Annotated in this window: 14 protein-coding genes, 1 tRNA gene, 1 pseudogene and 1 riboswitch; of the genes and pseudogenes, 4 read left to right on the forward strand and 12 right to left on the reverse strand. The window is 67.4% G+C overall.

What is annotated here, in order from left to right; translation table 11 throughout:
* Positions 1-15: 15 nt before the first annotated feature.
* Genes FQV39_RS08960 through FQV39_RS08990 form a run of 7 tightly spaced genes read right to left on the reverse strand, consistent with a single transcriptional unit; the run spans position 16 to position 6,666 of the window.
* Positions 16-1,068, reverse strand: coding sequence for an ABC transporter substrate-binding protein (locus FQV39_RS08960; RefSeq protein ID WP_149129978.1), 1,053 nt, complete (start codon positions 1,066-1,068; stop codon positions 16-18).
* Positions 1,065-2,267 carry an NAD(P)/FAD-dependent oxidoreductase gene (locus tag FQV39_RS08965; RefSeq protein ID WP_149129979.1) on the reverse strand — a complete coding sequence of 401 codons (1,203 nt, stop codon included), beginning with the start codon at positions 2,265-2,267 and terminating at the stop codon, positions 1,065-1,067. Before FQV39_RS08965 ends, FQV39_RS08960 begins: the two co-directional genes overlap by 4 nt.
* Positions 2,264-3,652: an FAD/NAD(P)-dependent oxidoreductase gene (locus tag FQV39_RS08970; RefSeq protein ID WP_149129980.1), complete on the reverse strand. Its 1,389-nt coding sequence runs from the start codon at positions 3,650-3,652 to the stop codon at positions 2,264-2,266. Before FQV39_RS08970 ends, FQV39_RS08965 begins: the two co-directional genes overlap by 4 nt.
* The gene (locus FQV39_RS08975) at positions 3,649-3,954 is read right to left on the reverse strand and encodes a (2Fe-2S)-binding protein (RefSeq protein ID WP_149129981.1); all 306 of its coding nucleotides are present in this window, start codon (positions 3,952-3,954) and stop codon (positions 3,649-3,651) included. The genes FQV39_RS08970 and FQV39_RS08975 overlap by 4 nt, the downstream gene beginning before the upstream one ends.
* 5 nt (positions 3,955-3,959) lie before the next feature.
* Entirely contained in the window at positions 3,960-4,754 is a 795-nt protein-coding gene (locus FQV39_RS08980) for an ABC transporter permease (protein ID WP_149129982.1), read from the reverse strand.
* An 11-nt stretch (positions 4,755-4,765) separates the two neighbouring features.
* Positions 4,766-5,620 carry an ABC transporter permease gene (locus FQV39_RS08985; protein ID WP_149129983.1) on the reverse strand — a complete coding sequence of 285 codons (855 nt, stop codon included), beginning with the start codon at positions 5,618-5,620 and terminating at the stop codon, positions 4,766-4,768.
* Entirely contained in the window at positions 5,617-6,666 is a 1,050-nt protein-coding gene (locus tag FQV39_RS08990) for an ABC transporter ATP-binding protein (protein ID WP_149129984.1), read from the reverse strand. Before FQV39_RS08990 ends, FQV39_RS08985 begins: the two co-directional genes overlap by 4 nt.
* A gap of 171 nt (positions 6,667-6,837) precedes the next feature.
* On the opposite strand from FQV39_RS08990, the gene FQV39_RS08995 reads away from it, so the two are divergent.
* Both FQV39_RS08995 and FQV39_RS09000 read left to right on the forward strand, forming a co-directional pair.
* Positions 6,838-7,656, forward strand: a complete 819-nt coding sequence (locus FQV39_RS08995) for an IclR family transcriptional regulator (RefSeq protein WP_149129985.1) — start codon at positions 6,838-6,840, stop codon at positions 7,654-7,656.
* 90 nt (positions 7,657-7,746) lie between these two features.
* The gene (locus FQV39_RS09000) at positions 7,747-8,061 is read left to right on the forward strand and encodes an Rdx family protein (RefSeq protein WP_149129986.1); all 315 of its coding nucleotides are present in this window, start codon (positions 7,747-7,749) and stop codon (positions 8,059-8,061) included.
* Between the two features lie 272 nt (positions 8,062-8,333).
* On the opposite strand, the gene FQV39_RS09005 is transcribed toward FQV39_RS09000, so the two are convergent.
* From FQV39_RS09005 to thiO, 4 genes are read right to left on the reverse strand one after another with little or no spacing between them, the layout of a single operon-like run.
* On the reverse strand, positions 8,334-8,942 hold the full coding sequence (locus tag FQV39_RS09005) for a thiamine phosphate synthase (RefSeq protein ID WP_149129987.1): 609 nt from the start codon (positions 8,940-8,942) through the stop codon (positions 8,334-8,336).
* A gap of 14 nt (positions 8,943-8,956) precedes the next feature.
* Positions 8,957-9,727, reverse strand: a complete 771-nt coding sequence (locus FQV39_RS09010) for a thiazole synthase (RefSeq protein WP_149129988.1) — start codon at positions 9,725-9,727, stop codon at positions 8,957-8,959.
* Position 9,728: 1 nt separating this feature from the next.
* Positions 9,729-9,926, reverse strand: a complete 198-nt coding sequence (thiS, locus tag FQV39_RS09015; RefSeq protein ID WP_149129989.1) for a sulfur carrier protein ThiS — start codon at positions 9,924-9,926, stop codon at positions 9,729-9,731.
* Entirely contained in the window at positions 9,910-10,905 is a 996-nt protein-coding gene (gene thiO, locus FQV39_RS09020; RefSeq protein ID WP_149133744.1) for a glycine oxidase ThiO, read from the reverse strand. Before thiO ends, thiS begins: the two co-directional genes overlap by 17 nt.
* A gap of 78 nt (positions 10,906-10,983) precedes the next feature.
* Positions 10,984-11,085: riboswitch (TPP riboswitch) on the reverse strand.
* Between the two features lie 198 nt (positions 11,086-11,283).
* Here thiO and FQV39_RS09025 point away from each other — a divergent pair.
* Positions 11,284-11,374: transfer RNA gene (locus tag FQV39_RS09025), tRNA-Ser, on the forward strand.
* Between the two features lie 355 nt (positions 11,375-11,729).
* Here FQV39_RS09025 and FQV39_RS09030 read toward each other — a convergent pair.
* A pseudogene (locus FQV39_RS09030) lies at positions 11,730-12,612 on the reverse strand (LysR family transcriptional regulator).
* A 137-nt stretch (positions 12,613-12,749) separates the two neighbouring features.
* Here FQV39_RS09030 and FQV39_RS09035 point away from each other — a divergent pair.
* Positions 12,750-13,667, forward strand: a complete 918-nt coding sequence (locus FQV39_RS09035) for an alpha/beta fold hydrolase (RefSeq protein ID WP_149129990.1) — start codon at positions 12,750-12,752, stop codon at positions 13,665-13,667.
* The last annotated feature ends 41 nt before the right edge of the window (positions 13,668-13,708 follow it).

Consider the following 13,708-nt stretch of genomic DNA (forward strand, 5'->3'; position numbering starts at 1 on the left):
CCGTTGAAACAAGCCTTACCGCTCGATCATCTTGTTCCAGCGGCTGTTCCATTCCGGGCGCTTGGCGTTGATCGCGTCCCAGTCAAGCACCACCGCCGTCTTCATGTTGGCGTGGAAGGCCTCGAGCTTCTTCTCGGCTTCGCCCGTCTCGGCCTTGGCCTTGGGGTTCGAGGGCACGACGTTGCCGGCGGCCAGCGCCTTCGACTGCGCCTCGGGCGAGAGCAGATAGGTGGCGAGCTTCTGCGCCAGCTCCTGCTCCGAGTTGTTGGCGATGACGCATTGCGCGACCATCAGCACCACCGAGCCTTCCTTCGGCTGGGCGTATTCGACCGGGATGCCCTTCTCCTTGAGCGTCGCGACGGCGGTCGGCGTCAGCGGGAAGATCGCGGCCTCGCCCGTCTGGACCATCTCGGAGATCTTGGCCGAGTTCGGGATGAACTCGAGCACGTTCTTGCCGATGGTATCGCGGAACTTGCCGAAGCCCGGCTCGACATTGGCCTCGGTGCCGCCCTGGATGCGGTTGAACATCAGGAAGGCATGCAGGCCGAAGGAGGAGGCCGAGGCCGACTGGAAGACGACCTTGTCCTTGAACTTGGGATCGGCGAGATCCATCCAGGAGGTCGGCGCCGCCCAGCCCTTCTCGTCGAACATCTTCTTGTTATAGGCGAGGCCGGTCATGCCCATGTCGATGCCGACGGCCATGTCGTCCTTCATGCGGGCGCCCTTGTCGACCTGGCCGAGCTCGGGGCTTTCCTTCAGCTTCTCGCAGAGGCCGGCGCCGATGGCACGGACCATCACACCGTCATCGAGGAACATGATGTGCATCTGCGGCTTGTCCTTGGCCGCGGTCGCCTTGGCGAGGATGTCCGAGGAGGTGCCGGGCACCACCACGATCTTGACGTTGTTGGCCTTCTCGAACTCCGGGAAGACCGCCTGGGTGAAGGTGCGCTCGAAATTGCCGCCGTTCATGCCGACATAGAGCGTCTTGGTCTGGGCGAAGGCGCTGCCGGCAGCGGTCAGCGCAAGCGCGGCGACGGTGCCGGCCAAGGCGGTGCGACGAGTGATCATGAGTGGGCTCCCCTGCTTTGCGGCTCTGACTGCGAACGCGCATCCGAGCCGTGGCTGATGCGGTCCTGACCCGCCGGCCCGGAAGGCTGGCTGAAACGGGCGATGGAAAAGGCTTCGATCGGCGTAGAGGTGCGGCCGTCGCGGGCGAGCTCGGCCAGCACCTCGCCAACGCCGGGCGCGATCTGGAAGCCGGCACCGGTGAAGCCGAAGGCGTGGATCAGGCCGGGCGTGGTGCCGCTGAAGCCAATCACCGGGTTCCTGTCCGGCATCGACGCCTCGGTGCCCGACCAGAAGCGGATCGCCTGGGCATGGCGCAGCGCCGGAAAGACCTCGGCCGTGCGGTTCATGATCGCGAGCGCGCCCTCGCCGCGCGGACGTGAGAAATCAGGATCTTCCAGCGGCAGGCCACGCTCGCCGCCGACGACGCAATTGCCGCGCTCAACCTGGCGGGCATAGATGCCGCCGCCCTCCATGCCGATATTGACGGTCATCACCGACGGCAGCGGCTCGGTGACGATCATCGAGGGGTAGATGCGCGAGAGCGGCACCGGTTCGCCGAAATCCGCAGCGAAGCGGTCTGCCCAAGCGCCGGCGCTGTTGATGACGATGCGGGCCTTCAGGCTGACGCCCTCTCCAGCCTCAAGCGCGAAGCCCTCGCCGTTGCGCGCGATGCCGGTGACCGGCGTGTTCTCCAGCACATGCACGCCGGCGCGCCGGGCGGCGCTGGCGAAGCCGGCCGAGACGAGACGCGGATTGGCATGGCCGTCTCCGGCACAGAGGGAGGCGCCGAGGATGCTGCCGTCGATCCAGGGAAAGCGCTCGCGCAGGCCGTTATGGCCGATGAGTTCGAGGCCGAGCCCCTGATCGGCGACCTCGGCGGCGTATGCTTCAAGCACCGCCATGTCGTCCTCGCTGCGGGCGAGCTTGAGATGGCCGGAGCGCAGGAACTCACCGTCGATGCCGATCAGTTCCTTGAGACGCGGCCAGACGGCGTGAGCACGTTGCGACAGCGGCAGCTGCTCGCGCGGGCGACCCTGCCGGCGCACGCCGCCATAGTTCACGCCGCTCGCCTGGGCGCCGCAGAAGCCCTTGTCGAGCAGCGCGACGCTGAAGCCCATGTTGCGCAGGGCCAGCGCTGCCGAGGAGCCGACCAGCCCCCCGCCGACAATGGCGACATCGATGTCGAGATGCCGGCTCATTCTGCCACCTCCGGCAGATCCGCCGCCAGTTGCAGGGCCAGAGGGATCGGCTTCACCGGCGCCTGCGCCCTCAGCCGGCCGACGGCATCGATCGGCTTGCCCGTCGCGGCGGCAAGCACCTCGGCTGAGGCGGCAGCGCACATCCGCCCCTGGCAGCGCCCCATCCCGACACGGCTCACAGCCTTCAGCCGGTTGATCTCGCCGATATCGAAACGGTTCGCGGCTTCGCGCACGGCACCGGCCGTGATCTCCTCGCAGCGACAGAGCGTCGTGGCGTCGTCGATCGCCGCCGCCCAATGGGCTGGGAACGGAAAGGCGGCTTCGAGCACGTCGCGCAGCCGGCCGATGCGGGCAAGTTCAGCCTCGAGCGCCATAGCGCGCTCCTTGTCAAAAGCCACACCGCGATCCTCCAGAAGCGCCAGTGCGGCCCGCTCACCTGCACGCTCGGCAGCGTCCGCTCCGGCAATGCCGGCGCCGTCACCGGCAAGGTAGACGCCCGGAACCGAGGCCCGACCGGCAGCATCGCGTATCGGCAGCCAGGCGCGGTCGCGCTCGTTGAAGCGGAAAGCGCAGCCAGCGAGATCGGCAAGCTGCGTCTCGGAGCGCAGAGCGAGGCCGTAGCCGACGCCGTCACAGGCAAGGCGCCGCTTGCGGCCGCCCTCGCGCCACGCGATGCCGGAGACCCTGCCCTCGCCTTCGATGCGCAAGCCCTCGATGCCCGTGCGGATGGCGACGCCGCGCAGGCGAAGTTCGGCGGCGAAACGCATCCCGCGCAGGACGATGCCGGCGTCGAGCGGCAGGGCCTTGAACAGGTTGAGCTTGACCGACGCGGGGGCGGTGTCGAGCACCGCCGCGACCTCCACCCCCGCCTTCATGTATTGCCAGGCGACGAGGTAGAGCAGCGGGCCGGAGCCGGCGAAGACGACACGGCTACCAATCGCGCAGCCCTGGGCCTTGAGCGCGATCTGAGAACCGCCGAGCGTGAAGACGCCGGGCAACGTCCAGCCGAGGATCGGGAGGACACGGTCGGTCGCACCGGTGGCAAGGACAAGCCCGTCATAAGCGACCCGGCGTGTCGTCCCGGTGACCGCAACGTCGGCCATGCCGTCGCGCAGGTTCCAGAGCAGCGCCTGCGGCCAGTAGTCGACGCGGCCGTCGAGCGCGGCGAAGGCGGCGTGGAGCCGCTCGGCCTTGCCCGCTTCGGAGCCGTAGAGGTCCTTGGTCGAGCGGCCATCCTGCACAAGACGCTGGCGGTAGATCTGACCGCCGCAGGCCGGCGCCTCGTCCACCACCAGCGGCCGCAGCCCGGCGGCGACGAACGCTTCGGCGGCGCGGATGCCGGCTGGCCCGGCGCCGACGATCAACGGTTGCGGACGCGCGCTCATGCCGTCCTCCCGACGCCGGTTACGATCCGCATGCCGGGCTGCAACGGCGTCGTGCAGGCGCGCAGGCGCTCGCCCGTCTCGGTCGCGACCCAGCAATCCTGGCAAGCTCCCATCTGGCAGAAGCCCGCGCGCGGCTCACCGGTGAATTCGGTGCGCCGCAGGCTGTCGGCGCGATTCAGGATCGCGCTCAGCAGGGTGTCGCCGGCCCGGCCCTCGCAGGGCTCGCCATCAAGGGTGAAGGCGATGGCGGCGTGGTCCTTGCGGGCGATGCGATGGAGCAGCGGCTTCTGGTTCGACGACATGGCGATCACTTCTGGCCGACGAGGATCTTGTCGAGGCCGAAGGCGCGGTCGAGCACCAGCATGGCGCCGGCCGTCAGCGCGATCATCAGGGCCGAGACCGCCGCCATCATCGGGTCGATCGACTCGGTCGCATACATGTACATGCGCACCGGCAGCGTGACCGTCTGCGGCGAGGTGACGAAGATCGACATGGTCAGCTCGTCAAAGCTGTTGATGAAGGCGAGCAGCCAGCCGCCGGTGATGCCGGGCAGGATCATCGGCGCGGTAATGCGGCGGAACACCGTCCAGTGCGAGGCGCCGAGCGTCATCGCGGCCTGCTCGGCGCTGCGGTCCATGCCCGAAAGCGCCGCCATGACGAGGCGCATCACATAGGGCGTGACCACGATGACATGGGTAACAACCAGCCAGGCGAAAGAGCCGGTCGCGCCGATCAGGGCGAAGAGGCGCAGGAAGGCGACGCCCAGCACCAGATGCGGGATGATCAGCGGCGAAAGGAAAAGCCCGTTCAGCGCATCGCGGCCGGGGAAATCGTGGCGGTCGATGGCGAGCGCCGCCGGCACGGCCAGCACCACGGAGAGCGTCGCAGCCAGCGTCGCCAGCCACAGGCTGTTGTGGAAGGACGGCACGAAATCAGGATGGGCGAAGATCGCCTGGAACCAGCGCAGCGAGAAGCTGGTCGTCGGGATGGAGAGCGTGTTCTCCGGCGTGAAGGCGACGAGGCAGACTACGACCAGCGGCGCCAGCACGAAGGCGACGACGAGGCCGTGGAAGAAGAGCGCGACAGGTCCGTTGCGATGCATGGCGCGCGCCTTCAGCCCAGAGCCCGGCGGGCGCGCGTCTCGACGAGACGGTTGTAGCCCAGCATGATGATGAGGTTGGCGACGAGGACGATGATCGCGATCGTGGCGCCGAGCGGCCAGTTCAGCTCGGCCATGTACTCGTCATAGACGAGCGTCGCCGCCATCTTGAGGCGTCGGCCGCCGAGCAGGCCAGGAATGGCGAAGGCGCTGGCCGAAAGGCCGAAGACGATCAGGCTGCCGGAGAGCATGCCGAGCGAGACCTGCGGCAGCACGATCCGGCGCAGTGCCGTGAAGCGCGAGGCGCCGAGGCTCCAGGCCGCGGCCTCGACCATCGGGTCGAGCTTCTGCAGGGCCGTCCAGACCGGGATGACCATGAAAGGCAGCATGACGTGGACGAGCGCGATCACGATCGCGGTCTCGGTGTAGAGCAGCCGGACCGGGCTCAGGCCCAGAGCCTGCAGCGCCTGGTTGAGCAGGCCGGCGGAGCCGAGCAGCATGCTCCAGCCGAAGGCGCGCACCACCACCGAGACGAGCAGCGGGCCGATGATGACGAGCAGGAAGATCGAGCGCCAGGGATCGCCCATGCGCGCCAGAACATAGGCTTCGGGCGCACCGATCAGGGCGCAGATCAGCGTGGTCAGCGCGGCGAGCCGCAGCGTGCGCCAGAAGATGGTGAGATAGTAGTCGTCCGAGACGACCGTCAGATAATGCTTGAGGGTGAAGCTGTTCTGGATGCCCGAATTGTGGTCGTAAGCATGGAAGGACAGGATCACCGTCAGGATGAGCGGCAGGACCACGAGACCGAGAAAAAGCAGCGTCGCTGGCGAGACCAGCAGCCAGGGCGTCAGCGTGCGCTGCCCGCTCATGCCGCCGCTCCCGCAGTCGCGACGACAGCGCTGTCCGCCTGCCAGTCGAGGGCGACGCTCTCGCCCTCCCCGGCCGGTTCGCCGCCCTGGTTCGGCGCCGAGACCAGGATCGCCCCGACCGGCGTCTCGACGTTGAAGAGCCAGTAGCTGCCGAGGAAGAAGCGGCTGGCGACGCGTCCGTCGAGCAATCCCTGGCCAGCCGGCTTGAGCAGGATCTTCTCGGGCCGCAGCGTCAGGATGGCCGCCGAACCATCCGGCAGGCTTGCCGCCTCGCTCGGCAGCGCGACGCCGCCGGCTTCGGCCCGGCCGCCGCGCCAGACGGCCTCAATGCGGTTCATCTTGCCGACGAAGGAGGAGATGAAGGCCGTCGCCGGGCGCTCATAGAGCCGATAGGGCGCGTCGATCTGCGTCATGCGCCCCTGTTCCATCACCACGACGCGGTCGCTGATCGAGAGCGCCTCGGCCTGATCATGCGTCACCATGATCGTGGTGGTGCCGACGCTGCGCTGGATGCGGCGCAATTCGAACTGCATCTCCTCGCGCAGCTTGGCGTCGAGATTCGACAGCGGCTCGTCGAGCAGCAGCACCGGCGGCTCGATGACGAGTGCACGGGCGATGGCGACGCGTTGGCGCTGGCCGCCGGAGAGCTGGCGCGGATAGCGCTCGGCCATCGGCGCGAGATGGACGAGGCCGAGGATCTCCTTCACGCGCCGGTCGCGCTCGGCCTTGGCGACCTTGCGCATCTCGAGGCCGAAGGCGACGTTCTCGGCCACCGTCATATGCGGAAAGAGCGCATAGCTCTGGAAGACGATGCCGAGGCCGCGGCGGCTCGGCTTCTCGCGGGTGATGTCACGCCCGTCGAGGGTGATCGTGCCCTTGGTCGGCTCGACCAGCCCTGCGATCATCTGGAGCGTGGTCGTCTTGCCGCAGCCGGAGGGGCCGAGCAGCGAGACGAACTCGCCCTTGGCGACGCTGAGATCGACATCCCTGACGGCGGTGAAGTCGCCGAAGATCTTGCTCAGCGATTGCAGCGTCAGGAAGCCCATGCACACCTCGATCGGCAGGCTTTCCGGTCGCCGGAAAAGCCGGACTGCGATGGCGCAAGCAAAGGGAGACGACACAAATTCGTCAATCTTCAATTCCGTATTAGAGAATTTTTGTTGACATAATTTCTCTATACGGAATTTTAATCGCTATCTGACGTTTGATTTTCTCGCATGCAAGCTATCGACGAACCTGTCTCCTCGCTCCGCCGTGCGCTGGGGCTGCTGCGTATCCTCTCGGAGGGCGATGGTGGTGGCATGCGGCTGAAGGACATCGCCGAGGCTGCCGGCTGCGGCCAGCCGACTGCGCATCGCGCGCTGCGTGACCTGATGGCGGAGGGCTTCGTCGAACAGGCGGCCGGCGGCAAGCGCTACCGGCTCGCGCTCGACTTCTTCGTCATCGCCGCCCGCGCCGGACAGGCCGGCGGACTGCGCGAGCTTGCCCGGCCCGCCCTGCTGCGACTCTCGGCGACTCTGAGCGACACGATCTTCCTGCTCGTCCGCAACGGCTATGACGCCGTCTGCCTCGACAGGATCGAGGGCCCCTTCCCGATCCGCTCCTTCACCGGCGACATCGGCGGCAAAGTGCCGCTCGGCATCGGCCAGGGCAGCCTCGCCATGCTGGCACATCTGCCGGAGGACGAACGCGAGGCGGTGATCCGCTTCAACATGCCCCGCCTGCTCGACCGCGGCTTCCTAGACGAGGCGGCACTGCGCAGCGCGATGGCGACGGCGCGTGAGCAGGGCTGGGTAAACCTCAATACCGGCCTCATCGCAGGGATGGCCGGCGTCGCCGTGCCGGTCTTCGATGCGCGGGGGCGTGTCGTCGCGGCGCTCAGCGTCGGCACGCTGGCCGAGCGGCTGCGCGAGGACCGGCTGCCCAACGTCATCGCCATGCTGCGCAGCGAGGCAGAGGCTCTCGGCGCGAAGCTCAACCCCTTCGACGTCGCTCTGCGCTATCCCTCGCGCAGTCTGAGCACGGTGGCCGGCTGACGAAGCGCAGCCGCCATGCCGCTTTCAGGCTTGCATCGCGGCGATGGAAGCGGGATGCCGGGGTGAACTCCTCTGCCACGGTGGCCTGTCATGACCGCAACCAAACCCGCCCCCCGCATCGCCATCACCTATTGCTCGATGTGCAACTGGATGCTGCGCTCGGCCTGGCTCGGCCAGGAGCTGCTCTCGACCTTCGGGCAGGACCTCGGCGAGGTCGCATTGATCCCACGGACCGGCGGCATCTTCCAGATCACCTATGACGGCGAGCTGATCTGGGACCGCAAGACCGATGGCGGCTTCCCGGATTCCAAGGTGCTGAAGCAGCGCGTGCGCGACCGGCTCGACCCCGAACGCAGCCTCGGCCATGTCGACGGGCATACGATGCCGACGGAAGCCGAGAGCTGAGGCGCTCTTGCCGTCATGGTCGGGCTTGACCCGACCATCTCGGAAACCAGCTTTCGCGATTCAAGGTTCTCAGGTTAGCGCCAACACCTTCTGATCTTGCACGGAACCACTCCGTCATCCCGGCCGCAGCGAAGCGGAGCGCCGGGATCCATCATAGGGCTCCACGCTCTACGATGGATCCCGGATCTGCGCGGCTTCGCCGCTTGTCCGGGATGACGGAGTGGTTCCGTGCAAGATCAGCAGGCGTTACGCGGCGCCTGAGAACAAGCCTGTCAGGCCGCGTATTTGCGCGTCGCCGCTACCCAGGCCTTCAGCCTCCCCTCGGGATCGGCGTTCAAGGTAATGTCGGTCACCGCCGCGACGATGTCGGCGCCGGCCTCGAAGACGCCCGACGCCCGCTCCAGCGAGATACCGCCGATGCCGACCAGCGGCAGGTTACCGATGCGGCGCTTCCATTCGCCCAGCCGCTCCAGCCCCTGCGGGCCGAAGCGCATCTGCTTCAGGATCGTCGGATAGACCGGGCCGAGCGCGACGTAATCCGGCTCTGTCGCCAGCGCCCGCTCCAGTTCGGCCTCGTCATGGCTGCTGACGCCGAGCTTCAAGCCCGCCTTGCGGATTGCGCCGAGATCGGCGTCGTCGAGATCCTCCTGGCCGAGATGGATGAAGTCGCAGCCCTCAGCGATCGCGAGCTTCCAGTAATCGTTGACGACAAGCACGCAGCCGGCCGCGGCACAAAGCGTCTTCGCCCGCGCGATCTCGCGCGCGACCTCGATCTCGGAGCGATCCTTGACGCGCAATTGCACCAGTTTGACGCCGAGCGGCAGCACCCGCTTCAGCCAGTCGGCGCTGTCGAAGATGGGGTAGAACGGATCGAGCTTCATGCGGGACGAGTCTTTCAGGCCAGGAAGGCTTTGCCCATGACGGGGGTGGAAGGAGCCGCCATGTCGCGCGCCTCGATCGGCTGCGCGGCGAAGGCCTGGCGGCCGGCGCGGATGGCGAGCGCGAAGGCTTCCGCCATCGCCGCCGGATCACCCGCCTTCGCGACGGCGGTGTTGAGCAGGATGCCGTCATAGCCCATCTCCATCGCCTGCACGGCGTGGGAGGGCAGGCCGATGCCGGCATCGACGACGAGCGGGATCTCCGGGAAATGCTGGCGCATGCTGCGCAGGCCATAGGGGTTGTTGAGCCCCCTGCCCGAGCCGATCGGCGCGCCCCACGGCATCAGCACCTCGCAGCCGGCATCGAGCAGCCGGCCACCGATTACGAGGTCCTCGGTCGTGTACGGAAAGACCTTGAAGCCGTCATCGCTGAGAATGCGGGCTGCCTCGACCAGCCCGATCACGTCCGGCTGCAACGTGTCATCCTCGCCGATCACCTCGAGCTTGATCCAGTCGGTGCCGAAGACCTCGCGGGCCATCTCGGCGGTGGTGACGGCTTCTTTGACGGTATGGCAGCCGGCCGTGTTCGGCAGCACCTTGACGCCAAGCTCGCGGATCAGCGCCCAGAAGGCCTGGCCGGCCCCGCCCGCCGATTCCCGGCGCAGCGAGACGGTGACGACCTCGGCGCCAGAGCGCTTCACCGCCTCGGCCAGGATGGCGGGCGACGGGTATTGCGCCGTGCCCAGGAAGAGTGGGTTCTGCGGCTCGAAACCATAGAAGGATGCCATCTCAGCCTCCCTGCATCGGTGCGACGACCTCGATGCGGTCGCCCTCGCTCAAGTTCACTTCGGCGCGCTTTCGCGCCGGCACGAATTCCCCGTTCACCGCCGTCGCGACGATGCGCCCGCCATAGCCGAGCTCGGCCAGCGCCTCGGCCAGCGTCTTCGCGGCGATCTCCTGCGGCGCGCCGTTAAGCAGCAAGGTCATGCAGCATCTCCGGGTTGGATTCCGGGTTCAGAACGGCATCCGCCGCCATTCCCGCCATGGCGGGGCTGAGCAGGAAACCGTGGCGATAGAGCCCGTTGACGTGGATCACCCGCCCGCGGCGCGTCAGCCGCGGCAGGTTGTCGGGAAAGGCCGGACGGGCATCGGTGCCGATCTCGACCACCTCCGCCTCGGCGAAGGCCGGATGCAGCGCATAGGCCGCGCCGAGCAGTTCCAGCATGGCGCGGGCCGAGATGCGACCGCGTTCGCTGTTCTCGATCATGGTCGCGCCAACCATGAAGAGCCCATCGGCGCGCGGCACGATGTAAAGCGGGATACGTGGATGCAGCAGCCGCACCGGCCGCGACAGGCGGATCTCATCGCTGCGGAGCAGCAGCATCTCACCCTTCACGCCGCGCAGTTCCGGCAGGACATCGCACGCCGACAGCCCCCGGCAATCGAGGACGATGTCTGCATCGAGGTCGGCAGGTTCGACCGCGCTGCCGAAATGAATGGCCGCTCCCTTCGCTGCGAGCCGCTCGGCCAACGTGGCAATCGCCTCGCGCGGATCGAGATGCGCCTCGCTGGCGAAGAACAGCCCGCGCGAGAAACGCCCGGCGAGATGGGGTTCCAGCCCGGCAATGGCCTCGCCGTCGATCTCCTCGAAATGGCTGGTACGCTGGCCGAAACGGCGCAGTTCCGAGCGATCCCTGCTGGGCGCGACGACCAGCGTGCCGTTGCGGGCGACGCCGCCAGCATGATGATCCCACCAGTCGGCCGCCTGCTGCCCGAGCCGGATCACCGGCTCCTCGGCGCTCTCGCCCTCGCACCAGGGCGCGAGCATGCCGCCGGCATACCAGGAACAGGCTTCGGCCCCGATCCGCGGGCCGCGTTCATGCACGGTGACCCGCGCCCCACGCGCCAGCAGTTCGGTGGCGCAGGCGAGGCCGACGACGCCGGCGCCGACCACCGCGACGTTCAGGTCTGAGCGAGGGCGAGATGCCGTCATGCTATTCCCTGCTCCCGGGAAGGCAGCGGCCGGTGGCGCGAACAAGGTGTCTGCGAGCCGAGGACCGTTCCCTTCGCCGGCATTACCCGGATCAGGTGCGATGGGTTGGCGCGAACCACGCCTCTCAGCCTTTCGGCACCCCAACGGACAAGCGCAATCTAATGGCCACACTACCGGGGAGCAAGTCGAGCCGGCGCAAGGCTCCTTTGCGGCCGCCTCCTGCCCTCTCGACCACTCCCTTACCAAGGGAGTGCGCCTTGGTCTGTCCAACGCGGATGCACAGGCTGCGCGAAGGAAGTTGTCGGCGAGGCTTGTCAAAGGGCTCTGCAATCGGGCATAGAGCCTCTCGCCGGAGACGTGGCCGAGAGGCTGAAGGCACTCGTTTGCTAAATGAGCATACCCCACAAGGGTATCGAGGGTTCGAATCCCTCCGTCTCCGCCACTCCTAAGCCCTTGAATTTAAAGGGTTTTTCTGTTTTGCGTTCCACGAACTGACACAGCAGCCTGACACATTCGGGACCTCAGAATCCCGACTGGTTCGGGAGCGTTTATGTACCTGCATCGGCGTGGGGCGCATTGGTGGATTCGTAAAGCAGTCCCTGTAGACCTCGTGGAGATCCTTGGTATCGCGGTAGTCCGCCGTCTCTGCGCACCAAGGACTCGGCCTTGATGCCAAGACCACATGAGGCGCTACAGCGGACCACGACCACACTGGCAGCGAGGCGTCTTCAAGCTCAGATCGCAGAGGTTCGAGCTGAGGGCGATCGACGATTGCCACGTATGCGGTCCGGGCGAACTCAGCCTTCCCAGTAGGGCGGACTGCCAAAGGCCTGGCGGAGGCAATCAGCGAAGGCGCGCAGGTTGGCCGAAGGGCGGCGGCCTTCGGGATGCGCCAGATAGATGAATTCGGGCTCCGGCTGGACGCCGATATCGACGACGCGAAGGCGCCCGCTGCGGATCTCGGCGCCGGCGATGAACAGCGGCAGCAGGGCGATGCCGAGACCGGCCAGCGCCGCATCCCGCATCATGTCGCCATTGTTGACGCGCAACGCCGGCCGCCCGCGCACGCTGACGATGCCTTGCGGGCCGCGGAAGCTCCAGTCGCCGACGCCCCGATTGGTGTAGAAGATGCCGCCATGGCCTTCGAGCTCGGCCAGCGAAGCCGGGGTGCCGCTCTGTACCAGGTAATCCGAAGCGACGAGAACCCTGCGGCTTGGCGCGAGCGTCCAGGCGACGAGCCGCGAATCCACGATCGGCCCATGCGGAGAACGGCGTCGTAGCTGTCCGAGGCGGCATCGACGCGGCGGTCGTCGAGGTCGAGCGTCAGCTCGATCTCGGGGTGGCGGGCGAGGAACGGGTAGATCGCGGGGCCGAGATGCATGCGGCCGAAGGTGACGGGCGCCGAAATCCGCAACGAGCCGACGAGGGCGCCGCGTCGGCCGCGGCCTCCTCGACCTCGCCGGTGATGCGCGTGGCGCGTTCGAGAAAGGCGGTGCCGTCCTCGGTGAGCGTCAGCCGGCGGGCGCTGCGATGCAGGAGCGTGGCGCCGAGGCTGTGCTCCAGCTCGGCCAGGCGGTCGCTGACCACCGATTTCGACAGGCGCAGCCGGCGGGCAGCCTCGCTCAGCGAGCCGGCTTCCGCGATGGCGACGAAGGTCGCGATGCCGTCGAGCTTCAACATCGTTCGGCTATTCCGGACCTGAATTTCGCTGATGCGATGCTCATCCGAACGAGAGGTGAATGCTACGTTGCGTCATGCCAACGGGCTGACAGCGACGGTCATCGGCGACCGCCCTCCCGGCAGGCGGGAGATGTACCATGTTGAAAATCGCTTTGGCGCTTGGCGCCCTCGCCTTCGCGGCTCCGGCGGCCGCACAGGTCCCTGACTTCCCGGCCTCCTTCAGGACGCAGGAGATCACGACCAACGGCACGACTATCCATGTCCGGGTCGGCGGCCAGGGGCCGGCGATGGTGCTGCTGCACGGCTATGGCGAAACCGGCGACATGTGGGCGCCGCTGGCGGCGGATCTGGCGCGCGACTACACGGTGATCGTGCCCGATCTGCGCGGGCTCGGCCTGTCGTCCAAGCCCGCCTCCGGCTTCGACAAGAAGACGCAGGCCGGCGACGTCGCCGGCGTGCTCGACGCGCTCAAGATCGAGCGGGCGGATCTGGTGACGCACGACATCGGCAACATGGTCGGCTTCGCCTTCGCCGCGCAGCACCCGCAGCGCGTCCGCCGCTTCGCCCTGATCGACGCGCCGGTGCCCGGCGTCGGTCCCTGGGAGGAGATCCTGAAGAATCCGCTGCTCTGGCATTTCCGCATCGGCGGGCCGGACATGGAGCGGCTGGTCGCCGGGCGGGAGCGCATCTATCTCGACCGCTTCTGGAACGAGTTCTCGGCGACGCCCGCCCGCTTCAGTGAAGCCTCGCGCGAGCACTACGCCAAGCTCTATGCACTACCCGGCGCGATGCATTCGGGCTTCGCCCAGTTCGCCGCCTTCGATCAGGACGCGATCGACAACCGCACCTATCTGGCAGCCGGCGGCAAGCTCACCATGCCGGTGCTGGCAGTCGGCGGCGAGAAGTCGTTCGGTACCGCGATGGCAGCGGTGATGAGGGCCGCGGCGGCCGATGTCACTGAGGGCGTCATTCCCGATTCCGGCCACTGGATCATGGAAGAGAATCCCACCGCCACCACCGCCTTGGTCCGCGCCTTCCTCGACAAGGGGCGCTGATCGATCCCGGCGTTTTCGACGTTCGTCCTGCAGCTTTCACG

Origin of the sequence: Bosea sp. F3-2 (assembly GCF_008253865.1) — a bacterium.
Lineage (GTDB): Bacteria > Pseudomonadota > Alphaproteobacteria > Rhizobiales > Beijerinckiaceae > Allobosea.